We start from the raw sequence: 23854 nt of genomic DNA on the forward strand, positions 1-23854 counted from the left end.
AAATGCATTGGAGGCCGCCTTCGCGCAGCGGTCGAACACGCTTCGCAGTAACCCGGACTGTTCCCGGTCACGCCGACCCAGCTCGACGCCATGGCGGCCGCGGGCCAGGATTGTGTTGTGACAGAACACGTCTCCTGATTGGCAGGCCCGTCACTGCGATCTACGGATCCGCTCCCCCACCGCCGTGACCCGGCGCCGCACGCGCGTGACCCGCGGTACGTATTCGGCGGCACGTCGGGCCCCGTCCAGAATCGTGGCCATCGGCTGCAACGGAGCGGAGACACGGACCGGCGAGCGGTCGACCTGAGGCGCCCGATCTCCCTCCCACCACACCGGCTCGGTCAGCCGCTGCACGAACGGCACCGAACTCTCCACCGACGCGTTGCCCCACTCGATGGCACGATCGATGGCTTCCGGCGCGGCCGCCAACGTGACCGGAGACAACGTCGGGCTGAACCGGATGACGCGGTCGGCGAACGGCGCGTTGCGGACCATCTGAAGCTGCAGCGCCTGCGTAATGGGTTGCAGCCAGAGATGTCTCGGATTCCATTGCGGGTGGAAGCAGTCCCAGCCGATGTAGCACGCGTTGCGGGTGCCGAGGCGCCCGTCCTGGATGCGCTTCCACGCCAGCTCGATTGGGACGTTACTGGCCGCTCCCCCGTCGACCAGTGCGGCGACGTCCTTCTCGACGAGCAGCTGATCGAGCAGGCCCCACATCCGCGGGTCGCTGGACTCGTGATGCAGAATGCCCGGGATCGCCGACGAAAAACTCGCGGCGTCAACGACATTGAAGTCAGCGGTGAGATCGTCGCCGCCCAGCACGATCGGTTTCACAACGCGTGAGTCGATGAACGCGGCGACCTGCCACAGGCGGTTGACGGCGCCCGGTGCGTAACCCAGCTTGAGGTGCTCGAGCGCCCGTACGCCCATCAACGTGAAGTGCGACGGATGGAACTGCCCGGGCAGCCGATCGAAAGACTGTTTCCTGACACCGGCGACGACGGTCTCGTACGGGATGGCGAGGTCCGTCAGCCGCATCGGCTCACCGTCTTCTCGCGTGAACATCTCCTTGGCGAACTCGTCGAACTGCAACGAGAACAGGCCGTTGAGGCCGTGGCGGCGCCGGGTCCTGGCCGGGGCCAGGACCCCGCGGTACGTCACGGTTTTCGCCCACGCGACGTAGTCCTCGATGGGCACCGGCAGAACCCGGGCCATCACGCTGCCCACGATGGCGCCGAAGGAGTTGGTCAGCATGTAGGCCGGCGGCAGGCCGGCCGCGAGCATGCGTTGCATGCCACCGAGGTAGACGTAGCCGGCGCCACCCCCGCCACCCAACACCGCGACATAGGTCTTGTACCCGAGCTCGGTGTCGAGTTCGTCCGCCGAGAAGTCGTTGGCGTGGCGCTCCAGCAGCCGCGCTCGTTCGTACTCCACGTCCTCGGCGAAGCTCAGGAGGACGGCCTTCGCGGCATCCAATCGTTCCTGCGCTGTGGTACGCCCACGGAGCGGGTTGTACAGCGCGTCGATCACCCGCTGCCGGAAGCCGGCGGTCGCGTCGCCGACGGTGACATCCCCGCGGCCGCGGGTACCACCCGGACCGGCCGCGCCCGGCTCGAATACCGTCAGGCGCGCGAAGCTCAACAGGTAGCGCAGGCGCCGGAACTGCTCGGCGCTGAGCACGTCGGGGCATTCGAGGTCGGCACGAACCAGCGCAGCCTCCATGTGCTGCAGTGCCAGGGTCGGGTTGCTGCCCGGAAGACCAGGCGGTTCGACTTCCTCTACCAGGGCCAACTCATTGGACAGCTCGCCGAACGGTACGAGCTCGGAATTCGCCATCCGGTCATTCTTCGCTACTGCGCCGCCCCGCGTTGCGGTTGGGTCGGAAGTGGTCGGGCTCAACTCCGCTGCGGCTCTGCCAGCACATCCAGGAGCCACTTCACGACGAGTTCAGGCTGCTCATCGACGATGAAGTGACCGCAGCCGGGCACCTCGGTGATGTTCAGATCGTCGGCGTGATCCTTGAAGCCCTCCAGCAGCGACGGGTGCACCGCCACGTCGTCGAGACCGAAGAGGACGCGCACCGGCATGGCGAGCTTCTGGTCGTCATACGGACCGCGCGCGAGCTTGGCGACCTCTTTGCCGACCATGGACCGGTAGATCTTGGAACCCGCCACGCGACGGTCACGGTCTCGGAAGCAGCTGCGGAAGAAATCCACCGATTCCTGTGGCATCCCGCTGCGGCGGATGAACCACCACAGCGTCGGCGACAGGTGCGAAAGTGGCCCTGCCACAGGGGCTCCCACGACCAGTTGATACGCCAGCTTGTGCGCATGGCGAGCCACCCGGCCCGGCTCCTGCCACACCGGCGGGATGTTGAGAATGGCCAGCCGGGTGATCCGCTCCGGCGCCTTCAGCGCCACCAGCTGCGCGGTCCAGCCACCCCAGTCATGGCCCACCAGGTCAAAGGATTCCAGCCCCAGCGCGGTCGCCGCGGCGAGCACATCGGAGGCGAACTGCTCCTTCTCATAGCCCTTCGGGGTGACCTCGCTCCAGCCGGCGCCGCGCAGATCCATGGCATGCACCCGGCAGCCGGCAGCTGCCAGCGCGGGGATGACCTTGTGCCACATGAACCAGTTCTCCGGCCAGCCGTGCAGCAGCACGACCGGGCGCCCGCCCTCCGGTCCGGCCACGGCGACATGAATCTTCACATCTCCGGCCTGCACATATTCATGGGTCACGCCATCGAGAGTGGGCATGCTGCGCTGAGTCATGCAACGCATCTTACCGCGCGGTAAGTTCGGTGGCCGAGACCCATCCGCGGCAGCGGCCTCACCACGAATCTCGCGCCTCCGGCATGTTCGGCTCCGACAGCCATCTACCGATTTCATGCGGATCCGCGACATGGTCGGGTTCCACCCTGAGCATCGCCGCGTTGACCGCGAGAACGGCCTCACAGGAATCGGGGTCCTGCAGCACGACTCGCCCCCCGGCGGATTTCACCGCCTCACATCCTCGAGCGCCGTCTTCGCTTGCGCACGTGAGCAAAACCGCGGTTACCGAATTGGTCAGCTGGGCTGCGCTCGAGAACGCCACGTCGATCGACGGGCGCGAGCTGACGACCGGCGCATCCAGTGTCAGGTGGCGAACATCTGACCCAGCTCGATGACGATTGTCTTCTCCAGGGAGGCCAGGTCGAGACTGTCCTTGGCGAAGATGTTGGCCAGCCTCTCCCGTCGCCGCGTGAGGGCCAACTCCTCACGTTGCCGCGTCTCGGCAGAACGAGCCGCCCGCAATTGCTCCTCGTGAAGCTCGGCCGACTCCCTGTGCAGCCGGGCAAAAGACCGGTCCAGCTCCAGCAATGCCTTGACCTTTGCATAGAGCACCTGTCGCGACACCGGCTTGAGCAGGAAGTCGACCGCCCCCAGGTCATACCCACGATGCAGGTCGCCCTCGTCTGCCTGCCCGGTGAGGAAGATGATCGGGGTAGAAGCGAACTCGCCGGTTTCCCGGATCAGCTGCGCGGTTTCGAAACCGTCCATCCCCGGCAAGTTCTTGTCCAGAACGATTACTGCCACCTTGCGCTGGAGCAGCGCGGTGAGCGCCTCTTCGCCCGAACCAGCCTGCACGATCTCACAGTCCAACGGCGCCAACACCGCGCACAGCAGGTCGCGCAGTCGCGCATCGTCGTCGACGACCAGGACCGTCTGCCCGTCGTCGGCTGCAACATTCGTCTGCGCGGCGTCATCCTTCCGGGTCGCGATGAACGACCCCTCGCGCACACCTGCCGTGACACGCACGCCGGCTTCCCCCCACCCAAATCTTCGTCAGCTACGTACAGGCCGGTGCCCGGCCTCTACGAACCAACGGTCCCCGCCTCAAGCCATCGTGTAGCCACAAAGGCTGAGAAATTACTGTGGCAGAGCTTCACTGTGGCAGCCCGGCGTTCGACGAAAATAACGCCCCAGACGAAATAAACCCGCCCTGACCGAAGTCAGAGCGGGTTGAAACGTGGAGCTAAGGGGACTCGAACCCCTGACCCCACATCAGCAGACTCCGATCGGATCAGACAGACATCCTGTTCAAGCGCCTCCCTTGCTCAATTAGTATGCATTTCGTACCCTAAAGAAGTACGTTTCGCATACTTAAGAGGTGAACGTGGCGCAAGACCACAGCACCCCCATTCCAGCGGCGTTGGCCCAGGTCCCGCTGCGGACCATTCGGCCGCGCGATGCCACTGTTGCGTATCACCACCCTCGGCCCCAGCTCGCGCGGCTCACTGAGCACGGATTACTACACCGTCTTGCCGACGGCTATTACGTCGTTGTCCCCCAAGACATGGTTGGACGGCCGTGGATTCCGGGGCTCGAAGCCGCCGCCGCCGGGATCGGCTCTGCGATCTACGGAATAGATGAGGTCGTCGTAATGGGCATAAGTGCCGCACGCCTACATGGGGCGATTCCGCGAGCACTTGCGACCGCGATCATCGCAGTGCCACAACAACACCGGCCGATCGCACTCTCCGACCGGCCGGCGATCGTGCGATTCGTCAAGCGTCAGACGGCCGAGATCGACGCCGAGCTCATCCGCACCGAGTTGGGACCGACGCTGGTGACCACCCCTGAGCAGACTGTGCTCGATCTGGCCCACCGCCCCTCACTGGGGGACGCGGAACCCGACGTTCCCACCGCCCTGGCCGCGCTGTACGCACGCAGCGACAAGAGCCGACTACAGGAGTTGGCAACCGACCAACGTCGACTCGCGTCGCTACGCCGGGCAGAAGCCTGGGTGCACGCAAGATCATGAACATCGACGAACGTGACGCCGTGGCAACACAATTCGGCGTTGCCACCGAGCAAGTCGAACGCGACCACCTCATGTCGCATCTGCTGGCGTTCCTGAGTCGAAACTTCGGCGACCGGATCCACTTCATCGGCGGAACTGCCCTGGCGCGCACGCATCTTGCTGATGGCCGGCTGAGCGAGGACATCGATCTCATCGCCCTTGGCGACCGCAAGCTGGTCGCGCAGGATCTGGATGCTGCCCTCCCCCGCGCTGTGCCTCGTAGCCATGGGCGGCTCACCGTAGAACCCGCATTGAGTTCAATCGCAGACACTGTCCCCGTGCTGATAAGGCCCGCGGACGGCCACCCGATACGGCTACAGCTGCTGTCGTCTGAGGATCGAATTCTGTGGCCGACCGAACGCCGCGCACTGGTCCAGCGCTACGCCGATGCACCGCCAGCGGAACTGTTGGTGCCAACGTTGCCCGCTTTCGCCGCATCGAAGACTGCGACGTGGGCCGATAGGCATGCTGCCCGCGACCTCTGGGACCTGTGGGCGCTCAACAAGATCGGTGCCATCGAGCCGGCGGCTGCCGCGCTGTTCCGGCGATTCGGTCCCACCAATAGAGACCCTGGCGATTACCTATTTCGCGATGCGCCATCGGATACGGTCTGGCAGGCGCAATTGGCCGGACAGACCCGACTGACAGTGTCCGCGAAAGACGCCCTCCACGCGGTACACACCGCCTGGCGAACCGCAATCCAGGCTGCGCGCCCTACATAGGGCGACCCGCGGTTGACTGTGCGGCTACTCTCACGCCTACTCGCGCTTCTCCTGCACCGGCGCACGATGAACGCAAAAACCCGCCCTGACCGAAGTCAGAGCGGGTTGAAACGTGGAGCTAAGGGGACTCGAACCCCTGACCCCCACACTGCCAGTGTGGTGCGCTACCAGCTGCGCCATAGCCCCTTAAGTGGTGCCTGATGAAGCTACACCACCAGCACCACGGTGAACAAAACGGCTGGTCAGAGGGACCCTTCCACCGGCTCGTGGCCCAGCGGACAGATCGGGGTCTCCTCTTCGTCACCAGAAGTACGCGTTTCCGGCGCCACCAACCAGCCGACGGCCGCCGCCAGGAGGATCGCCCCGCCCACGCAGAACGCCGCGGTGAACGACACGTGCTGGGCGATCTGCCCCGCGACCAGCGAGCCGACGATGGTGCCGAGGTCGGACATCATCTGGAAGGTCGCCACCGCGGTGCCGCCCCGGGCCTGGTTGCCGATGATGTCCGCGACGGCGGCCTGCTGCGGGGAGATGAAGATGCCACTGGCCGCACCGGTCACGAACGCGATGGCCAGAAACGCCGGCAGCGACGTGGTCCACCCCAGCAGCACCGTCGAGACCGCCGACACCGACAGGCCGATGATCAGGAGCCTGCGCCGGCCGACCCGGTCGGACAGGTGCCCGCTGGGGATGACGGCACAGACGTTGCCGACCGCGAACATCGCCAGCACCAGGCCGGCCATGCCCGCGCTCCGGTGCAGCACGTCGACGACGAACAGCGGCACCAATGCCACCCGCAGACCCAGCGCGGACCATCCGGCCGCGAGATTCGACAGCAGCGCGGCCTGATAAGCGCGGTTGCGCAGCACGGCCCGCACCGACACCGTCGGCCCGGTTTCCTCTTCACGGGCAGCCAGCGGCGAGTGCCGCAGGCTGACGAACACCACGGCTGCGGCAATCGTCAGCGCAGCGCCGTAGATGCCGAACGGCACGGACAGGCCCAGCCCGGCGGTCAGGCTGCCCACCACCGGGCCGGCCACACCGCCGATCATGAAGGCGCTGGAAAACAGCCCCGCGACCCGACCGCGGGCGTCGAACGGCGACAACCGGATCATCAGCGCCAGGGACGACACCGTGAACATCGTTGACCCGGCGCCGCCGAGGGACCGGAACAGCAGCAGCTGCCAGTAGCTCTGCGCGAAGGCGCAGGCCAGCGTCGACAACGCGACGATCAGCAGACCACTGAGATAGACGCGCCGTTCGCCCAACCTCTGCACCAACAGGCCGCTGGGGGGCGCGCAGATCAAACGCATCGCGGCGAACGCCGTGATGACGAACGTCGCCGCACCGATGCTGACACCGAAGTTCCGGGCGTACGCCGGCAGCACCGGGGACACGACGCCATAACCGAGCGCGATGACGACATTGGCACCGGCCAGGATCCAGATCTCGGGGGGAAGCCGAGTCGGGCGACGACCGTCTTCGGTGACAGCACTCACGCTATGACTGTATTCACCACTTCCCGGGCGGCGGCCTGCACCTGCGCCAGGTGCTCGGGCCCCTTGAACGACTCGGCGTAAATCTTGTAGACGTCCTCGGTGCCGGACGGCCGCGCGGCGAACCACGCGTTCTCGGTGGTCACCTTGAGCCCGCCGAGCGGTGCGCCGTTGCCGGGCGCCGTAGTGAGCTTGGCGACGATCGGTTCACCGGCCAGCTCGGTCGCGGTGACCTGCTCGGCCGAGAGCTTCGCCAACCGGGCCTTCTGTTCGCGGCCGGCGGGCGCGTCGATGCGCGCATAGGTTGGGGCGCCGTACTTTTCGGTCAGTTCGGTGTAGCGCTGCGATGGCGACTGCCCGGTGACGGCAAGGATCTCCGAGGCCAGCAACGCCAGGATGATGCCGTCCTTGTCGGTGGTCCAGACCGTCCCGTCCGTCCGCAGGAACGACGCCCCGGCACTCTCCTCACCACCGAATCCGATTGTGCCGCTGAGCAATCCGTCGACAAACCATTTGAAGCCGACCGGCACCTCGACCAGTTGGCGCCCCAGTCCGGCCACCACCCGGTCGATGATCGACGAGCTGACTGCGGTCTTGCCGACCGCGGTCGAACCCGGCCAACCGGCGCGATGCGTGTACAGGTAGTCGATGGCCACCGCGAGATAGTGATTCGGGTTGAGCAGCCCGCCGTCGGGTGTGACGATGCCGTGCCGGTCGGAATCGGCGTCGTTGCCGGTGGCGATCTGGTAGCGGTCCCGATTCGCAATGAGCGACGCCATGGCATTCGGCGAGCTGCAGTCCATCCGGATCTTGCCGTCGGTGTCGAGCGTCATGAACCGCCACGTCGCATCCACGAGCGGGTTGACGACGGTCAGGTCCAACTGGTGGCGTTCGGCGATGGCGCCCCAGTAGTCGACGCTGGCCCCACCGAGCGGGTCCGCCCCGATGCGTACGCCTTCAGCGCGAATGGCATGGAGGTCAACAACATTCGGCAGGTCTTCGACGTAGGCATTGAGGTAGTCGTGCCGCTCGGCCGAGCCCAGCGCGCGCGCCAACGGCATCCGCTTCACGTCCCGCAAGCCGTCGCGCAGAATCTCGTTGGCGCGCTTGGCGATCACGCTCGTCGCGTCGGTGTCGGCCGGGCCACCGTTAGGTGGGTTGTATTTGAAACCACCGTCGCGCGGCGGGTTGTGCGACGGCGTGACGACGATGCCGTCGGCGAGATCGCCTTCCCGGCCCCGGTTGAAGGTCAGGATCGCGTGGCTGACGGCCGGGGTGGGTGTGTAGCGGTCGGCGGCGTCGATCATCGCGACCACCTCGTTGCCGGCCAGCACCTCCAGCGCCGTGACCCAGGCCGGCTCGGACAAGGCGTGGGTGTCGCGGCCGATGAACAGCGGTCCGGTGGTGCCCTGCGCGGCGCGGTATTCGACGATCGCCTGCGTGGTGGCCAGGATGTGCGGTTCGTTGAACGCCGCATCGAGGCTCGACCCGCGGTGGCCCGAGGTACCGAACGCCACCTGCTGGTCGATGTTCTCGGGATCAGGCGCCACCGTGTAGTAGGCGGTGACCACATGGGCCACGTCGATCAGGTCGTCTGGCTGGGCCGGTTGGCCGGCGCGGGGGTTGGCCGTCATGAGGTCGATTCTGCTACCGGTTCTCCCCCGGTGTCGGACAGTCGGCGGTAGGCCACCATACTTTTGCAATATGTTCGGCCACGACAATCGAGAATTGGCCGCCGTGTTCGTCGGGGGCGCCATCGGTACCGTCGCGCGCGCCGCCCTCGCCGTGTTTGCCGCGCCCCATCCCGGGCACTGGCCCTGGCCGACGTTCGTCGTCAACATCGTCGGCGCCTTCTTGCTCGGGTACTTCACGACCCGGTTGCTGGAGCGGCTGCCGGTGTCGAGCTACCAGCGCCCGTTGCTCGGCACGGGGGTGTGCGGTGGACTGACGACGTTCAGCACCATGCAGGTCGAGACGGTGCGGATGCTCGAGCACGGCGCGTACGGGTTGGCGGCGGGCTACACAGTGGCCAGCATCGTCGCCGGACTGGCGGCGGTGTATCTCGCCACCGTCGTGGTGCGCCGGGTGCGGGTGCGCGCATGACCATCGTGGTGTGGACCGGGGTCGCGCTCATCGGCGGCATGGGTGCGGTGACACGGTTCCTGGTCGACAGAGCGGTGTCCAAACGCAAGAGCAGCAGCTTCCCGTACGGCACATTCGTGGTGAACCTCAGCGGCGCCTGGCTGCTCGGCTTCCTCGGCGGACTCGCGTTGAGTCCCCACGTCGCCCTGTTGGCCGGCACCGCGTTCGTCGGCGCCTACACGACGTTCTCGACGTGGATGTTGGAAACGCAGCGGCTGGGCGAGGAACGACAGATCTGGTTCGCCCTGGCCAACATCGTGGCGAGTGTGGTGCTGGGCCTGGCCGCCGCGGCGCTGGGACTGTGGATGGGCGGCCTGGTGTGAACGACTCCACGGACTACCTGAAACTCACGACGTATTTCGGTGAGCGGCAACGCTATCGGGGCCGGTTCCTGGCCGAGGAACTACTCGATCTGTACGGCGCCGAGAACGTCGCCACGAGCGTGGTGCTGCGCGGTATCGCCGGCTTCGGGCCACGGCACCAGCTGCGCACCGATCAGACCCTGAGCCAATCCGAGGACCTGCCCGTCGCCATCGCCGCCGTGGACACCGCCGACAAGATGGCGGGCCTGGCCGAACGGACCGTGGAGCTGACGACCCGCGGACTCATCACGCTCGAACGCGCCCGACTGATCACGAGCACGGACGTCGGTGGACACGCCAAGCTCACCGTGTACGTGGGCCGCCAACACCGCATCAACGGCCGCCCGGCCCACATCGCGGTGTGCGACCTGCTGCACCGCAGCGGATTCGCCTGCGCTTCAGTGTTTCTCGGGGTCGACGGCACCGTCCGCGGCCACCGCGAGCGGGCCCGGTTCATGAACCGGAACACCGACGTTCCCGTGATGATCATCGCGGTCGGCGACGGCGCCTGCGCCGCTACGGTGCTGCCCGAACTGGAGCGCCTGCTGCCGGACCCACTGGTGACGGTGGAACGGGCCGAACTGTGCAAGCAGTCCGGGACGCTGCTCGCCCGCCCGGGCGGGCTTCCGGCCCACGATGCCGACGGAATCCCGTTGTGGCAGAAGCTGATGGTTCACACCGCCGAGGACACGTTGCACGGTGGCGAACCGGTGCACCGCGAGATCGTCCGGCGCCTGCGTGCCATCGAGACCAGCCGCGGCGTCACCGTCCTACGCGGTATCTGGGGCTTCCCCGACGGGCGAACACCGCACGGCGACAAGCTCTTCCAACTCGGCCGTCAGGTCCCGGTCACGACCATCGTGGTCGACACTCCGGAGAACATCGCTGCCGCATTCGATCTCATCGATGAGGTCACCGCCGACCACGGGGTGGTCACCTGTGAACGGGTGCCGGCACTGGTCTCCGTCGACGGCGGCCACCGGTCCGGCGGGACGGCACTCGGCCGCTTCAGCTGAAGGTCAGCGCTTGACCAGGTTCACGAGGAATTCGATGGTCACGATCGGGTCGACGGCGAGCAGACCGGCGAACGGCGCCGGCGGGTTGATGCCGTAATCGGAGAACGTGACGGGGATTTGACCGACGGCGACAGCGCCCGTACCCGACCGCTGCACCTCCAAGCGCACAGCGACCTGACGCGTGACGCCCTTGAGCGTCAGTTGCGCCGACACCTCCAGCGTCGTGGGCGTGCCGTCTCCGGCGATGGATGACAGATCGACCGGATCGAGCACCGCGAGCTTGGCCGTAGGGAACTGCGCGGCATCCATCACGTCGGTGCTGCGGAACTTGTCATCGCGGCCGTGATGCGGCGACTCCATCGTTGCGACATCGACGACGAAGCTCGCTGCCTGCAGGGTGTTGCCCGCGACGGTGGCGTCGCCCCTGACCGAATTGGTCCGGCCGGTGACGGTCACCGTTTCCCACAGCAGTTGCTGCCGGGCGCGGTAACCGGCTTGCGTGCGGCTGGCCTCGCCCTCGGGCCCCGCACTCACCACCCACTTGCCGTCGAGATTGGTGCTGGCCGGACGATGCGTCGACGGCAGGCTCAGAGCCGGAGCCGGCGCGCCTTCCATCTGGGTGCGGTAGAACCACGGTCCGGCGCACACCCCGACGACGGCGAGCACTGCCAGCAACAGCAGAAGCCTTTTTGCCACTCCCTCTATATACAGGGCGGGTCCGCCGTCAGTCGGCTGGGCGCGCCAGTGCGTACAGCGCCATTCTCCGGTTCGCCATCTCGTGTTCGCCGAGGAACTCGGCGCCGCCGTGCTCGACCAGCCGCCGGGCGCCGATGTTGCGGTGATCGGGGTCGAACATGATGCGCCGGCAGTCCGGCACCAGGTCGAACAGGCCGGCCGTCACCCGCGGCATCAGCGTCATTCCGATGCGGCGCTGCATCAGTTGCTCGTCGGCGATCGCCGCGTGGATCCCGAGGTCATAGGCATGCGCGTCGTAGCGCGGGGCGATCGAGTCCTTGGCCGCCCAGTAGACCTCGATATAGCCGATGGGGACACCCTCGTGGCTGACGATGAACGGACGCGAATACGCGCCGTCCAGCTGGGCCCGCAGGTGCCGGCTCCAGCGCGGCGCCGGCCAGTCGTACTCCCACGCCGCGGCCAGGTGCGGGCGGTTCATCCATTCGGACAACAGCTCGGCGTCGGTGTCCGCGTCGGCAAGGCGCATGGTCCACGGATCGGACAGGTGCGGAGTCGGCGGCGCACCCACGGCCTGGACCTCGACGGACACGTCAGTCAACTCGCGCGGCAGAATCGGCGCCTGATCAATCTCGGTCATTTGGTCAGCAACCCTACCGGAGCACTTAGGTTAGGGTTGCCTACTTCATCTTGTTCGAATCGGCTCCACCCGAGCGAGTAGCTGGACGATGTCTGCGCAGCCCCTGCGCAGGCCGGTGAAAATTGGGAATGCGGGCGGTGTAACGCTCAGCCACAGGCGGTCGATAGAGCTGCTAACGTAGTCATCAATCACTTTGGTCGCATCGGTTAGCTGGTGCGGGAGGGGAACACACAATGTCTTTCACCACTCGGATGATGGTCGGCGCGGGCTCTGCACTGGTCGCGGTCATGGCCAGCGGTGCCGTCGCCACCGCTCAGCCGGACCCCACCCCGATCATGTACTCGACCTGCACCTACCCGCAGGTGATCGCCGCTCTGACCGCCCTCGACCCGGGTGCCGCCGCCGAGCTGCAGGCAAACCCGATCGGCGTCGGCTACCTGCACCAGCTGATCGCCTCGGGCCCGCAGCAGCGTAAGGCGCTGATCACGCGTGCCTACAACACCCCCGGCGCCGCTGCGTACACCGACCTGGTGCTCAACGTCGCCAACACCTGCAACAACTTCTGATCCCAGAAGCCGAACACAAAGCAGCTCAATCCTTCGGGATTGAGCTGCTTTGTGCGTTCTACTGGTGCGCGACCGCCGGTCAGAATCCGCGGTTCGAACCCCGGACAGCAGCGACGGCGTCGTCGGGCCCGCTGAAGTCCACCTGAGCGGGTCCGCGACCCGCCGCGAAGAGCAGCAGTTCGCCGGGCGCACCCGTCACGGTCACCTCGGCACCACGGCCGGCCGCAGCCAGGCGACGGCCTTCGGGAGTCACGAGCACGATCCGGGCCGGCGGCTTCTTGATCCCCATACGTGCCATATTCGCCACCTGACCCGCCAACGCGGACACCAGTCGCTCGTCCAGTTCCCGCGGCTCCCAGGTCGGCTGGGCCCGGCGGACGTCCTCGTTGTGAATGAACATCTCGGCGACATTGACGAAGGCGTCGAGCAGTTTGAACGGCGAGTACAACGGCGGGCCCGCGGCGATCATGTCGACGAGCGTCTCCCAGTCGGTGGATGCTGTCACCTGTGCCTGGACCCGGTCGGTGTAGCCGGCGAGCTGCGGCACCAGGATGCCGGGCGCGGCATCGAGTCGACGTTCCCGCACCACGAGATGCGCGGCCAGATCGCGGGCGGTCCAACCCTCACACAGAGTCGGTGCATCGGGCCCGTGCGCGCGTAGAGATTCGACGAGTGCGGCACGTTCGCGTTGAGCGGCGGTCATGGCTGGAGTCTAGGTCGGACGAGGGTCGAACGGCCTGACGCGGGCATTGCGACGTGGATCACCTCCGCCGGGCAAACGCCAGGTGAACGATCGCGACGCGGTTACAGATGGGTACCCATCCGCACAGCAGAGGTCTCAACAACCTCATTGATAACTATGGTCACAAAAGCCCCATCGCTGGCGTCCGAGCGCCGCCCGCCATCCGAAAGGTGTGACCGTGTCGCCGCGTCCTCGCATTGCATCGGTGGCTTTGACGGCCGCCGTCGTTCTCGGCGGAGCTGCCGGCATCACGCCGCCCCGCGCAGCTGCCGACCCGTGCACCGGCCCCAATGCGGGAGCCACGCCGCCGCCCGGCATGCAGACAGGCGGACAGGGCGGGGTCATGCCGCCGCCCCGGGGCCACCGACCGAGCAACGCGAACGACAAAGCGCCGCTGCCGAATCTGGGCAAACTGTCCCGTTCGCTACTCAGCGCCTTCACCCAGGGCACCGTGCAACAGCAGGCCGGTGTGGTTCCCACCAAGCCGCGGGTTCCGCAGCCGCCGGTCCAGCCGCGCGCGGCGCAGCCTGCACCCGCCCCAGCTCAGCCCCAACCTGCCGCCGAACCGGCGCCCGCCATCGACGCGGGCACCACGTCCCTCGTGGGCTGGGTGACCGGCGACCAGAGCGCCGGGGGCGACACCCTGCAGCGGTTCGGCATCTCCGGCACCGATCTCGGCATCATGTGGGACAACGGCGACCCGGTGAACAACCAGGTGCTGATGATGTTCGGGGACACCTACGGCTACTGCGGTACCCGGAACCAGCAGTGGCGCTACAACACCATGTTCCGTACCAACGACCGCACGCTGTCGCACGGCGTCCATATCCCGCCGGGCTCGGTGACCAACCCCTATTCGGGCTCACCGGAGTGGCAGCCGAACCTGTCCAAGCAGACCATCCCCACCATCCGCTGGGCGCCCGTCGAGAAGGGCATCATCCCGACGTCCGGCGTCTCGGTGGGCAAGACGCAGTACGCCAGCTTCATGTCGATCAAGAACTGGGACAGCGCCGGCGCGTGGACGACGAATTACTCGGCGATCGCCGTCTCCAATGACAATGGCCAGAACTGGGGCGTCTACCCGAGCAGTGTCCGGCCGATGGCGCCGGACAGCGTATCCCGGGTCGCCTACCTGCCCGGCAATGAGAACTTCCAGCAGGGCGCGTTCCTCAAGGGCAGTGACGGCTACATCTACTCGTACGGAACCCCTTCTGGCCGAAGCGGATCCGCGTACGTCTCCCGGGTACCGCAGAACCTGTTGCCCGACATGAGCAAGTACGAGTACTGGAACAACGAGAGCCAGTCGTGGGTGCCGAACAACCCCGGCGCGGCGTCGCCGATCATTCCCGGCCCGGTCGGTGAGATGTCGGTGCAGTACAACACCTACCTGAAGCAGTACCTGGTGATGTACTGCAACAACTTGTCCGACGTGGTGATCCGCACTGCGCCGACGCCGCAAGGACCTTGGGGCCCAGAGCAATTGGTGGTGTCGTCGCAGCAGTTCCCCGGTGGCGTCTACGCGCCGTATCTGCACCCGTGGTCCACCGGTCGCGATCTGTACTTCACGCTGTCGCTGTGGTCGGCATACAACGTGATGCTGCTGCACACCGTACTGCCCTGAGCCAGTTGGGCTTTGATGCTCAGTCGAGCTTGCCCCAGAACTCGGTGAGGGCCGCCGCGCCGCGCGCCGGGTCCTGCAGCATCCACCAGTGGCCGAGCCCGTCGAGCACCGTGGTGCGCGCACCCGCGCGTTCCGCTGCGCGATACCGGATTTCGTCGGAGCCGATGTACGGATCATCGGTGGCCAGCAGTGCGAGACCGGGCCTGGCGCGCAACTTCTCGAGGTCACGGCCGACCTCGGCCATCGCAGGTTGGCGCGCCGACCGGTAGAGCGCCAGGATCGCCCGCCCCATCTCAGGACCTTGTGCGGCGGCAAGGGCAGTGGCGACATCCAGCGGCATGCCCAGTGCCACCATCTGGGCGACGCGGTCCTCGACAGCACCGCCGAGCATCGTGTCGACCAGCTGCTCGCCCTCCCCCGGCGTCTGCCACACCTGAGCCAGGTCATGCCAGACGTAGTCCGGGTCGAGTATTCCGATGACGTCGCTCACCCAACTGCGGACGAGTTCAGGCCGATGCATGACGGCCGTCAGCACGTGGCCGCCGCCCCAGTCATGGCCGACGAGTGGCCCCCAGATCGCGTCGGTCTCCGGATTGCCATGCACGAGAACGACTGTCATGAGCCCATCCTTACACCGTCACAACGGCACCGAAGCCGTTTCGATCAGGTCCGGCTGCGAATCGCGTTGCCGCCGACGCCTATTGACGCGAGCAACGCGATACAGGAACGACGGACGGAGTAGTCGCTCGGGCGGGTCGATCAGGCTGGCGGTCAGGAAGAACTGGGCGGCAGCGGCCGGATCCGTCTCGCAGGCACTCAACACCCAGTCAGCCAGCCGGTTGTTCAGCCGAACCTTCAGCGGGCGATATCCGTCGACCTCCGGAAACGCGAGGTCGGACCCCGCGGAGAGGTCCCATGCGATGTCTATCGCCTTGGCCGCGGCCCTGAAGTAGCGGCGAGGAAGGTCAGTCATGCCGCCGCGCAATGCATCTCGAAGCGAGAGCGCATCGAGCGCTGCGACCGACATGCCCTGGCCGTAGATCGGATTGAAGCTGCACATCGCGTCCCCGGTGACGATCAAGCCCTCGGGGAAACGCCGCATGGTGTCGTATCTGCGCCGCTGACTCGACGGCATCCGATGCTGAACGACGGGCGCGAGTGGCTCACCGCCGCGCACCGCATCGAGCAGGTGCGACGGCGCGTACGCCCCGGCAAACGCGAGCATGTCGTCGAGTTCGTGGGGCGGCTCCGTTCCGGCCATGCCGAAAACGGTGAAAATCCAGGTGTCGTCCTCGTAGCGCACCAAGAACATCCCCGCCGGCCGCCCTGGCGCCGGACTGATGTTCACAAGCACCTCGTGGAGCGTTCCCGGCCGAATCCGCACCTTCTGGCTGACGTAGGTGGTGCGCATGGGGATGTGTTCTTCGATGGGCCGGCCGTACCCGAGACGCTCCAATAGGGCCGGCGTGTGCGCACCCCGGCCCATGGCGTCTACCACCAGATCGGCAGACAACTCGTGCACAGTGTCCTTGTCCCGATTGATTACTCGGACTCCGGTGATTCGGGTGTGGCCGGGCGACGGCGTCAGTTCCGCGACGTCGTGGCGGTCGAGGATCGTCACGTTCTCACACGCTGAGGTGCGTCGCCGGACGTGGTGTTCCAGCAGCGGCCGGCTCGGTTGGTACATGGCGATCGCGTTGAGACCATCAAGAGCCTTGCCGGAACGTACGGTCAGATGGCCGCGGAACGAGGTGTGCACTTTGGACAGGTCGCCGTCATTCCACACGGGGGCGCCGTCGGCGACCAGCTCGCCGAGAATTCCGGGGTACAGCTCGTCCAATATCAGCGCGCCGCGACCCAGCAGCGCATGAGGGTGCCGGCCCTGCGGCACTCCCCGCCTGCTGTCGGGACCGTCGGGCAGCTCGTCGCGCTCGACGATGGTGACCGCCCTGAAGCGGTCGGCAAGGACGCGGGCAGCGAGCAGCCCACTCATGCCCGCGCCCAGGACCACCGCATGCTCACCCAGCAGGTTTGTTCCCATGCGTCACGAAAACATCCCCACAGGATTTACACATCCGTCAAATAGATGAGGTTTGGCGCCGCTTCCACCCCGCGACTCGACGCCGGCCAATATGCGCATATTCCCTGGTCAAATACTCGCACTTTAATTGACGTCGACGTAATCTAAATGCATCCGCTTTATGCGTCATTTGCAATTCACAGTCAGTGCACAGGAAAGGAACAGCTCCCGTGAACAAGAAAATTGCGCGAATTGTCGGTGGAACCGCTATTGCGGGCGCGCTGTTCGCAGCGGCACCGATGGGGCTCGCGTTCGCCGACGACTCTGTCGATTCGCTCAACCACGGCCAACTCAACGCCGTGAACAACATCAACAAGACGGCGCGCTCGATGGGCTGGGACGTTCGCGAGGCCACGGCAGGTTGGGACGTCAGAAAGGGAACCATGGGCTGGGATGTCAGGACGCACGGCGGCATCGGCAACAACAACGTCCTGATCGCACTGCTCAGGCCGGCGCCGACCGGGTAAGCCGGGTCAACCCACCCGAGTTGGAGGACAGATCGGGCCTTCTGATTCTGCCGAGAAAGATTCAACGGCTCGTTGAAAATTGGTGTGAAGCCACCAAATCAGATGGGCTCATTCCTGCCCATCTCGATTGCCTTTCTCGGGCATTCACAGAGGGCAGGAACATCCCCCTTCGCGGTGGCGGATAGCGTTGCCGCACGCAGGCGTGGCAAAGATCGCCGGCCCGAAGCCACTACCGGCCCGAAAGTGGCTTCGGCATCGGTGGTGCGGTCGCCGCCGGGCCCAACAGATCAGCGCTGCTGTTCGACGACGTGCGCCGCCACCGCCCGTACAGCGGCAACTCCCGCTGTGACTGTCCGCCGACGGACCAGCGACGGGCGGCGAACCGGAGGACCGTCCGCACGTGGCGGTTGGTATCCGAGTACCACCGCCATTCGTACACGCGATCGGTCTGCAGCCAGTGCGCGAGTGCTTCGGATTCGACACCCTGCAGGTACGGCCGTACCCACGTGACCATCGCGCACGTCTGCGCCGCCACGTCGTCGGGCAGCCGAAAAGTCCACTCGAGCGGATCGTCGCCCGCGATCATGGTGTGGCGCAACGCCGGTGGCGTCGGTGCGACATCTTCCGGTGGACCGAACAGTTGCACCGTCACGTTGTGAAAGACCGCCGGCCCGCCGACCTGGAACCGCACCGTATAGCCGTCGGCGCCATCGCGATCCACAGAGAACGCCGCCAACCCGCCGACGGCGACATAGCGCGCGAACACCAATCCGCTGACGACCATCACAACTCGGCGCACGGCAAGCAACACCGTGAACGTCGCAACGGTCAGCGCGACGACGCGCCACATCAGGTCCACGTGCACAGCGTGTCAGAGCGTCAACGACACGTCTCGGCAATAGCCGAGACGTGCCGCTCAATCAGCCGCCTTGGCCTTCTCCAGTTCACGCAGAAGCGACAGCGACAGGAACGTCATCGGCCCCGCGTCCTCGAACTTGTCGGCGACGTTGCCCGCAATGCCGCCCTCGACGGCGAGATCGCTGATCAGATCAAGCTTGAGCTGCGGGCTACCCTCGCCGAAATCGAGATCGGCCAGATCCACCCACACGATGTTCGGTCGCGTCGTGGACTCATAGACGTACCGCTTGTTGGTCAGATCCAGCACCACCTGCCAGATGGTCTGCGAGGCGTCGGGCTTGCCCGGGTCGGGAATCCGGAAGGGCTGCGCGGCATTTCGGATCACCGAGAACATGCTCGCGATCGCTTCGACCTGGCTGGACGGGTTCGGCAGCCGCCCAACGTAGTACGTGGCCCGGGCGAACCTGTCGGAGGCCAACGTCGAGCCCGGCAACGGTTCGGTGCCGCCGAGGCCCTCGAAGTTCTTCACCAGCTCGAGCTGCTGATCGTAGGTGGGCGAGTTGGTCATCACCCGAAAGTTCTTGCTGTGGTACACCTTCGGCTGACCATCGAGATACTCGATGATCGCCGAGTCGCCGGTGGCATCATCGAGCGCCAGATGAATGGTCGGCGGGTCGCCGCCGGTGGGGTCGTCCATCTGGACCACCTGCACGTCGGTCTCGCCGATCCACGCGACCGCCTCGGCCACCGTCGCGAAGTTGTCGAGGAAGTACTGCAGCCAGATCGCCTGACTCAGTTGCGGCCGCGCGTCATCTGGTGTGCCGTAGGTGGATTCAGCCAGCCACAGCACGTGCCCGGCCAGGCCGGCCTCGTTGATGCCGTCCACCGAGATGATGTCGAAGGAGGTGGCGATCACGCTGCCGAACTTCGAGGTCCAGGTCAGCTTGCCGGTGACGCCATCGTCGCGGGTCACGCCGCGCGGCTGCTTCCACAGGTTGGTCATGAGGTCTCGGTGGAAGTCCATGTTGCGGCCGACCAGGACCGCGTCGCCCGCGTCAGGCCAGATGACTCGTGTGCACACCGGAGCAAGCCTAACTTTCCGCCGCGGATACAACCGCCGAATTGTTTGCTATCAATTGCGCCGCGCGAGTGGGATGCTCAACAGACAACTGTTCCTCACAGGGAACTCGCAGCTGAATGCAGGGGTGAGGAGGTCTTGCCGGTCAGCCGATGGTTTGCGGCCATCGGTAGCTATTCACCCTCTGAGAGGAAGACCCATGAACATGTTTCGTCCTACGACGGCCGTGCTGATCCCTACCTTGCTGCTGACGATGTCCTGCGCCCCGGGAGACAAAGGCAAGGATCAATCCGCGCCCACTGTCACAACGCTGCGTTTCTATGAGCACGACACCGGGCAGACCAGCGTCGATCTCGGAACTCCCGGCGAGGGTCCCGGCGACCAGTTCATCTTCTCCGGCGACGTTTTCGATCGCCAAGGTGGCACGAAGCTCGGACGCACGGCAGGGGTGTGCACGACCGTCAGCGGAGACGCCACGTCAGGTGACGTCTCGTGCACCGAGACCTTCATCCTGGATGGCGGTCAGATTTCGATCCAGATGCTGGCCGACCGAGCCGCGGTGTTCAGCAAGGGCGAAACGCTGCCGGTCTCGATCGTCGGAGGCAGCGGCAAGTACAGCAAGGCCCGCGGTGACGGCACCGCGCAGGTGCCGCCCGAGGTACCCAACCAGACCGACGCCAACTTCGTGCTGAACGTGGTGACGGACTAGGCCTCAGGCCCAGCGGTTCGCCAGCAACTTGAAACTCGGCATATCTTCCAGCGACGTGAGCGCCTCGTAGATGCGCTGGTACCCGGTGCCGGCGATCCGCCACACACCGTCCTCGTCCTTGCGGTAGGTATCCGAGTAATAGCCCGAGCCGCGGATCATCGCGTGCCCCGGCACGATCACGGTGTCCTCGAACACCCACGAACCGTGCGCCGTGGTGTCGGAGTCGATGTCGATCTCGGGGTGGCTGGCGATATGGGTCGTGATGATGCCGTTGTCGAGGTTGGTCCGCATGAAGTCGACGACGGCGTCTCGTCCCTCGTAATGCGCCGGCTCACCCATCGCGTGTGTGCCGTAGCGGGTGACGACATCGGCAGCGAGGCAGTCCCCGAAGGTGTCCCACTCTTTGAGGTCCAAGGACCGGAAGTACCGGTACTTGAGCCGATGAATGTCAGCGATCGCCTCCAGGTTACCCATGAAAGCGAGACTAGAACGTGTTTCATTTTCTGTCACGGGTATTCGGAATCCAGCTCACCACATGGCGGTATCGAAACTACGAAGCGTGTCATGTGCACGGGGGGTTGACCTCAACCTTGGTTGAGGTTCTAGCGTGGAGTGCATGTCCTTCAAACCACACGAAATCGAATTCATGAAGGCAGCAGACCTCGGGCGACTCGCCACGATCCAGCCCGACGGCACGCCGCAGGTCAGCCCGGTGGGCTTCACCTACAACGAGGAACTGGGCACCATCGACATCTCGGGCTACAACATGGCCAAGAGCCAGAAGTTCCGCAACCTCGCCCACCACGACAAGGTGTCCTTCGTCGTCGACGACATCGCCTCTCGCAACCCATGGCGCGTGCGGTGCCTGGAGATACGCGGCACCGCCCAACAGGCCGTGACAGCGTCAGGACAACATGGCCCCGCAGGCGATGCCCTCGATTCCGCGATCATCCGCATCACGCCCCGTCGCATCATCAGCTTCGGCATCGACGACACCGATACCGAACCCCATCTGCTCAAGGCGGACATCCGTAACGTCTGAACCCAGGGGATTGTGGGGTCTGCGGTGGGCCCGACTGTGGCCCCACCGGCATGTTGATGGCCAAGCTGTGCCAGCGTTGCGGCGAGCGCTTTGAGACAGGCAACGGCCGCCGCCGCGTCTGTGATCAATGCCGCAAGCCTCGCCGCCCGGCCGAGATGAGGCCGCTTCGAGCGGATGGCGGTCGAGGCTCGTTGAACGCTACATGTGAAGCGCACCGGGATAACGTAAAGTCCACCAACTCGTGGGCCACTACCTGAGGTGACACCCAGCGAACAAGGGAGCTGAAGTCGTGGCAAAGAAAAAGCGCGACAAACCGACCACCCGACCAGGCTGGGATGAAGACCTTTGCACCGAATGCAAATCACGTGCCGAAAGGCGAGAGCGTTCCTGCACAAAGAGCCATGTGAGCAACAAGGCTTTTCGCGGCGAGGAGCGAAACATGGTGCTACCCACCTGGTTCTCGGAATTTCCAATGGGTGGGCCGCGCCGCTAGGAAGCGGCAGTCGCACCACCGCCCTTATCGGCGCCGTGAGTGGCTCGGCAGGCCACCACACACGACCGTGATAGATGAAGGTCGCTCTACGGCGCCACGAGTCTTGCCGGGGCACTTGCGATGCTCGCCACTGGCAATCGTCTTGTAATGCCGCACAAGGAAATCGTCGTCGCCAACGTCCACGTGCGCGCCGCATTTCGGGCACCAGCGCCGGGTACTCATCTGGGGATGCTATCGCCGCGGCGCCGCTCGATGTCGTAACACTGGCGGCAGCGACTCTTGCGGCGGCTGCTCACCACTGCCTGCCACTCGTGCCCGCGCGCACAAAGCCACCAGGCCCGCACACCGCTCGCTGGCCGCAGCTCATTCGGCCCCAGCGCACCGTTTCGTGTGGGGTGCCACTCGCGTGCGGCTTCGGGGAACAGGTCAGCGAACGACCCGCCCGGCGGCGGCTGCGTGCGCTTGCGCGCCACAGTGCGGTAGCCGCATTTCGGGCAGCCGCTGCCGGTGGTGCGCAGTTGCACCGCCGTCGTCCACTCATGCGAGCACTGCGAGCACGTCCACACAAACTTGGTGTGCGTGCCGGGGTGTATGCGGTCGGCGGTGATCCCGTGGTTCTTGTCGGCGTGCAGCTCAGCAGCGACGACCGGAAACTCACTGGCGAGGCTGATGGTCCGGTGCTTGTGGACCGCCTTGTTCGCCTCTGCCTCGCCCCACAGTTGCGGATCGCTGATGTACTCGTCGAGGCGCTCGGCGGTGTAGCCCATATTCTCAAGTGCGCGTAGCACTTTCACGCTGACAGACTTGATTAGCTCGGTTGGGGTTACGAACACCTCATGCCCGCCGAGGCTGTGCAAGGGCAGCTCGCGTACCCGCAGCACAGTCCACCCGGCAGCGATGAGTGCAGCGGTCTGCGAGCGGTCGCGCTTGTCCAGTGCGGCATGGAACCTAACGCCGTCGTACTCGACGACGAGGTGCAGCCCGGGCACGACGATGTCGGCACGGACCGGCCGACGCCCTGTGACAGGTATCGCCGGGTGGCCGTGCGCGACAGGCAGGCCCGCCGCCGCCAGCTCGTACTCAAGGCGCACCTGGCGGGCCGAAACGCCAATCGTCGAGCAGTCGGGGCAGCCGTCGCCCCGGTCGACGCGCTTGTACGGTGGCGCCGCCCACACATGCCCGACAGCCTTGCACTGCCACCAACGCTTCTGTCTGCCACCAGGATTCACGTCAGCAGCCGTGGTCGGCTCGTTGAGCGTTGGGTGCCATTCGGCGGCAATGTCGGGGTGCAGGTCGGCGAGTGATCGGCCAGGTTTCGGTGTCGCCTTTTCGATGGCTCTGCGGACGTCGTCGCACTCTGGGCACTGCTCGCCTCGGGTGCGATTAGCGGGCGATACGTCCCATTCATGCCCGGCAGCGCACCGCCACCAGACACGCCTGTTGCTCGATGGCCGCACATCGAACGCGGTCAGCTCGCCGTTGCGCGAGGGGTGCCATTCTTCGGCGGCGTCGGGGTACTCGTGAGCAAAGCTGCGGCCAACTTTGGGTGTGGCGCGTCGTATTCCGAACTGCACGCCAGCGCATTTCTGGCAGCCGATGCCGACGCGGCCACGCTTGTTGATCGCGGTCTGCCACTCATGCCCGCACTGCGAGCATTTCCACCAGGCCAGCTTGCCGCTACCAACGCGGACTGCCGCCGGGATCAGGTCACCGTTGCGGGTCGGGTGCCACTCGGCGGCGACCTCGGGGGCGGCCTCGGCGAGCGACTCCCTCGGCTTTGGCGTGGCGTAGGCCGCTGCTCGGCGGGCCACAGAGCACTTGTGGCACCCCTGCCTTCGCCCCGTACGCCGCCACACCTTGGTCGCCCACTCATAGCCGCACTGTGAGCACCGCCACCAGGCCCTCAAGTCACTGCCAGGGAACACGTCGGAGGGCGTCAGGTCGCCGTTGAGAGCCGGATGCCAGTCGGCAGCGACAAGCGGCGCTACCTCGGCCAGAGAGCGCCCCAGCGGCGGCTTTGCACGCATGCGGTGAACGTACAGCCAGGCAACGACATTCGGCGGAGCGTCGGCGACATGTCCGACCGGTAGTAGACCGCAAAGTAGAGGCTGCCGTCTTTGCGTGTGCGGGTGTGGATGAACGCCATAGGGCCGCGCCATACGCACGCTTTTGATGACGTGGGTGATGACGCGGCCCTAATGACTCTTTAAAACCTACCCTGAACTGCTGTTTTATTGTGGGTCGAACTGTCATGTTCAAAGTGTCTTCCGCGTCATCTGTACGCC

At 65.7% G+C, this 23854-nt stretch carries 24 protein-coding genes, 1 tRNA gene and 2 pseudogenes; 10 read left to right on the plus strand and 17 right to left on the minus strand.

The window, feature by feature from the left end:
• Positions 1-150 precede the first annotated feature (150 nt).
• The 4 genes from EB75_RS16055 to EB75_RS16070 are packed head-to-tail and all read right to left on the minus strand — an operon-like array spanning position 151 to position 3797.
• Complete coding sequence (locus tag EB75_RS16055; protein WP_073696356.1) at positions 151-1836, minus strand: patatin-like phospholipase family protein; 1686 nt, start codon at positions 1834-1836, stop codon at positions 151-153.
• 59 nt (positions 1837-1895) lie between these two features.
• Positions 1896-2771, minus strand: coding sequence for an alpha/beta fold hydrolase (locus EB75_RS16060; protein ID WP_073696357.1), 876 nt, complete (start codon positions 2769-2771; stop codon positions 1896-1898).
• A 58-nt stretch (positions 2772-2829) separates the two neighbouring features.
• Positions 2830-3093 (minus strand): chemotaxis protein CheB, encoded by a 264-nt coding sequence (locus EB75_RS16065; protein WP_286150216.1) that lies wholly within the window; start codon positions 3091-3093, stop codon positions 2830-2832.
• Positions 3094-3134: 41 nt separating this feature from the next.
• The gene (locus EB75_RS16070; protein ID WP_083612334.1) at positions 3135-3797 is read right to left on the minus strand and encodes a response regulator; all 663 of its coding nucleotides are present in this window, start codon (positions 3795-3797) and stop codon (positions 3135-3137) included.
• Between the two features lie 358 nt (positions 3798-4155).
• Between EB75_RS16070 and EB75_RS16075 the strand changes: the two genes are divergently transcribed.
• Positions 4156-4803 (plus strand): type IV toxin-antitoxin system AbiEi family antitoxin domain-containing protein, encoded by a 648-nt coding sequence (locus EB75_RS16075; protein WP_073696381.1) that lies wholly within the window; start codon positions 4156-4158, stop codon positions 4801-4803.
• Entirely contained in the window at positions 4800-5564 is a 765-nt protein-coding gene (locus EB75_RS16080) for a nucleotidyl transferase AbiEii/AbiGii toxin family protein (protein WP_073696358.1), read from the plus strand. Before EB75_RS16075 ends, EB75_RS16080 begins: the two co-directional genes overlap by 4 nt.
• A gap of 113 nt (positions 5565-5677) precedes the next feature.
• On the opposite strand, the gene EB75_RS16085 is transcribed toward EB75_RS16080, so the two are convergent.
• The 3 genes and pseudogenes from EB75_RS16085 to pgm all read right to left on the minus strand — a co-directional run bounded on the left by EB75_RS16085 (position 5678) and on the right by pgm (position 8694).
• A tRNA-Ala gene (locus tag EB75_RS16085) sits at positions 5678-5750 on the minus strand.
• 60 nt (positions 5751-5810) lie between these two features.
• A pseudogene (locus tag EB75_RS16090) lies at positions 5811-7063 on the minus strand (MFS transporter); the annotation flags it as partial.
• Positions 7060-8694, minus strand: coding sequence for a phosphoglucomutase (alpha-D-glucose-1,6-bisphosphate-dependent) (pgm, locus tag EB75_RS29980; protein WP_073696359.1), 1635 nt, complete (start codon positions 8692-8694; stop codon positions 7060-7062). The pseudogene EB75_RS16090 and the gene pgm, both read right to left, overlap by 4 nt.
• 70 nt (positions 8695-8764) lie before the next feature.
• On the opposite strand from pgm, the gene crcB (EB75_RS16100) reads away from it, so the two are divergent.
• Genes crcB (EB75_RS16100) through EB75_RS16110 form a run of 3 tightly spaced genes read left to right on the plus strand, consistent with a single transcriptional unit; the run spans position 8765 to position 10580 of the window.
• The gene (gene crcB, locus EB75_RS16100; RefSeq protein WP_073696360.1) at positions 8765-9163 is read left to right on the plus strand and encodes a fluoride efflux transporter CrcB; all 399 of its coding nucleotides are present in this window, start codon (positions 8765-8767) and stop codon (positions 9161-9163) included.
• On the plus strand, positions 9160-9525 hold the full coding sequence (crcB, locus tag EB75_RS16105) for a fluoride efflux transporter CrcB (RefSeq protein WP_073696361.1): 366 nt from the start codon (positions 9160-9162) through the stop codon (positions 9523-9525). Before crcB (EB75_RS16100) ends, crcB (EB75_RS16105) begins: the two co-directional genes overlap by 4 nt.
• On the plus strand, positions 9522-10580 hold the full coding sequence (locus EB75_RS16110) for a DUF190 domain-containing protein (protein ID WP_073696362.1): 1059 nt from the start codon (positions 9522-9524) through the stop codon (positions 10578-10580). Before crcB (EB75_RS16105) ends, EB75_RS16110 begins: the two co-directional genes overlap by 4 nt.
• A gap of 3 nt (positions 10581-10583) precedes the next feature.
• Here EB75_RS16110 and EB75_RS16115 read toward each other — a convergent pair whose 3' ends face one another.
• Both EB75_RS16115 and EB75_RS16120 read right to left on the minus strand, forming a co-directional pair.
• Entirely contained in the window at positions 10584-11276 is a 693-nt protein-coding gene (locus tag EB75_RS16115) for a YceI family protein (protein ID WP_073696363.1), read from the minus strand.
• Between the two features lie 28 nt (positions 11277-11304).
• A complete protein-coding gene (locus EB75_RS16120; protein WP_073696364.1) occupies positions 11305-11913 on the minus strand; it encodes a GNAT family N-acetyltransferase in 609 nt (202 codons plus the stop codon).
• A 233-nt stretch (positions 11914-12146) separates the two neighbouring features.
• Between EB75_RS16120 and EB75_RS16125 the strand changes: the two genes are divergently transcribed.
• The gene (locus EB75_RS16125; protein WP_073696365.1) at positions 12147-12479 is read left to right on the plus strand and encodes a hemophore-related protein; all 333 of its coding nucleotides are present in this window, start codon (positions 12147-12149) and stop codon (positions 12477-12479) included.
• Between the two features lie 79 nt (positions 12480-12558).
• On the opposite strand, the gene EB75_RS16130 is transcribed toward EB75_RS16125, so the two are convergent.
• Entirely contained in the window at positions 12559-13182 is a 624-nt protein-coding gene (locus tag EB75_RS16130; protein ID WP_073696366.1) for a TIGR03085 family metal-binding protein, read from the minus strand.
• Between the two features lie 217 nt (positions 13183-13399).
• On the opposite strand from EB75_RS16130, the gene EB75_RS16135 reads away from it, so the two are divergent.
• The gene (locus EB75_RS16135; RefSeq protein WP_073696382.1) at positions 13400-14842 is read left to right on the plus strand and encodes a glycoside hydrolase family 183 protein; all 1443 of its coding nucleotides are present in this window, start codon (positions 13400-13402) and stop codon (positions 14840-14842) included.
• Between the two features lie 19 nt (positions 14843-14861).
• On the opposite strand, the gene EB75_RS16140 is transcribed toward EB75_RS16135, so the two are convergent.
• Both EB75_RS16140 and EB75_RS16145 read right to left on the minus strand, forming a co-directional pair.
• On the minus strand, positions 14862-15461 hold the full coding sequence (locus tag EB75_RS16140; protein WP_073696367.1) for an alpha/beta fold hydrolase: 600 nt from the start codon (positions 15459-15461) through the stop codon (positions 14862-14864).
• Positions 15462-15479: 18 nt separating this feature from the next.
• Positions 15480-16883: an FAD-dependent oxidoreductase gene (locus tag EB75_RS16145; RefSeq protein ID WP_073696368.1), complete on the minus strand. Its 1404-nt coding sequence runs from the start codon at positions 16881-16883 to the stop codon at positions 15480-15482.
• Between the two features lie 209 nt (positions 16884-17092).
• Here EB75_RS16145 and EB75_RS16150 point away from each other — a divergent pair, with 209 nt between their 5' ends.
• On the plus strand, positions 17093-17389 hold the full coding sequence (locus EB75_RS16150; protein WP_142239640.1) for a hypothetical protein: 297 nt from the start codon (positions 17093-17095) through the stop codon (positions 17387-17389).
• Positions 17390-17618: 229 nt separating this feature from the next.
• Here EB75_RS16150 and EB75_RS16155 read toward each other — a convergent pair whose 3' ends face one another.
• Together EB75_RS16155 and EB75_RS16160 are read right to left on the minus strand one after the other, a co-directional pair.
• Positions 17619-18248: a hypothetical protein gene (locus tag EB75_RS16155; protein ID WP_142239641.1), complete on the minus strand. Its 630-nt coding sequence runs from the start codon at positions 18246-18248 to the stop codon at positions 17619-17621.
• Between the two features lie 57 nt (positions 18249-18305).
• A complete protein-coding gene (locus EB75_RS16160) occupies positions 18306-19328 on the minus strand; it encodes a linear amide C-N hydrolase (RefSeq protein ID WP_073696371.1) in 1023 nt (340 codons plus the stop codon).
• 196 nt (positions 19329-19524) lie between these two features.
• Between EB75_RS16160 and EB75_RS16165 the strand changes: the two genes are divergently transcribed.
• The gene (locus tag EB75_RS16165) at positions 19525-20034 is read left to right on the plus strand and encodes an allene oxide cyclase barrel-like domain-containing protein (RefSeq protein ID WP_083612336.1); all 510 of its coding nucleotides are present in this window, start codon (positions 19525-19527) and stop codon (positions 20032-20034) included.
• 3 nt (positions 20035-20037) lie between these two features.
• On the opposite strand, the gene EB75_RS16170 is transcribed toward EB75_RS16165, so the two are convergent.
• Positions 20038-20508 carry a nuclear transport factor 2 family protein gene (locus EB75_RS16170; RefSeq protein WP_073696372.1) on the minus strand — a complete coding sequence of 157 codons (471 nt, stop codon included), beginning with the start codon at positions 20506-20508 and terminating at the stop codon, positions 20038-20040.
• A 142-nt stretch (positions 20509-20650) separates the two neighbouring features.
• Here EB75_RS16170 and EB75_RS16175 point away from each other — a divergent pair, with 142 nt between their 5' ends.
• Entirely contained in the window at positions 20651-21076 is a 426-nt protein-coding gene (locus EB75_RS16175) for a PPOX class F420-dependent oxidoreductase (protein WP_073696373.1), read from the plus strand.
• 711 nt (positions 21077-21787) lie between these two features.
• Here EB75_RS16175 and EB75_RS16180 read toward each other — a convergent pair.
• Positions 21788-23380: a zinc-ribbon domain-containing protein gene (locus tag EB75_RS16180; protein ID WP_286150217.1), complete on the minus strand. Its 1593-nt coding sequence runs from the start codon at positions 23378-23380 to the stop codon at positions 21788-21790.
• A gap of 12 nt (positions 23381-23392) precedes the next feature.
• Positions 23393-23728: pseudogene (locus EB75_RS30175) on the minus strand (zinc-ribbon domain-containing protein); the annotation flags it as partial.
• Positions 23729-23854 lie beyond the last annotated feature (126 nt).

The sequence above is a fragment of the Mycobacterium sp. ST-F2 genome, assembly GCF_001905655.1.
GTDB lineage: Bacteria > Actinomycetota > Actinomycetes > Mycobacteriales > Mycobacteriaceae > Mycobacterium.